The sequence below is a fragment of the Methylobacterium sp. WL103 genome (genome assembly GCF_008039885.1).
Classification (GTDB): Bacteria; Pseudomonadota; Alphaproteobacteria; order Rhizobiales; family Beijerinckiaceae; genus Methylobacterium; species Methylobacterium cerastii.
The window spans coordinates 1-447 of sequence record NZ_VRUX01001288.1; the positions used below are offsets into that span (position 1 = coordinate 1).

The 447-nt window shown below is 74.0% G+C and carries 1 protein-coding gene; it reads left to right on the top strand.

Annotation, left to right across the window (positions count from 1 at the left end; translation table 11 throughout):
- Positions 1-336, top strand: a 336-nt coding sequence (gene flgA / locus FV222_RS29030) for a flagellar basal body P-ring formation chaperone FlgA (RefSeq protein WP_147816554.1), incomplete at its 5' end; no start/stop codon positions are given.
- Positions 337-447 lie beyond the last annotated feature (111 nt).

Consider the following 447-nt stretch of genomic DNA (forward strand, 5'->3'; position numbering starts at 1 on the left):
CCCTCGGACGCGCTCGCCTCGGGCGCGACGTTGGTCGGCGAGGTCGCGCAGCGCACGCTGAGCCAAGGCGCGGTCCTGCGGAACGGCGACACCGCCCCGCCGGAACTCGTCGCCCGCGGCGAGGCCGTGACCATCGTCTACGAATCGCCCGGCATCAGCCTGGCGATGCGGGGCCAGGCGACCGACGCCGGGCGCATGGGCGCCACCGTCAACGTCATCAACATGGCCTCGAAGAAGGTCCTCCAGGCGGTGGTGATCGGTCCGGGCCGTGTCTCGGTCGGCCCCGCACCGCTCCAGCGGCAGGCTAGCGCCGAAGCGCCGACCTCCGTCCGCTGACCGCCATCCTCGACAATCCAGGCAGAGCCGATCCGATGCGTCATCTCCCGCGCCGCCGCTTCCTGCGCCAGCCCCTGCCGCTCGCCGCCGCGCTCGTCGCCTGCGCCGGCC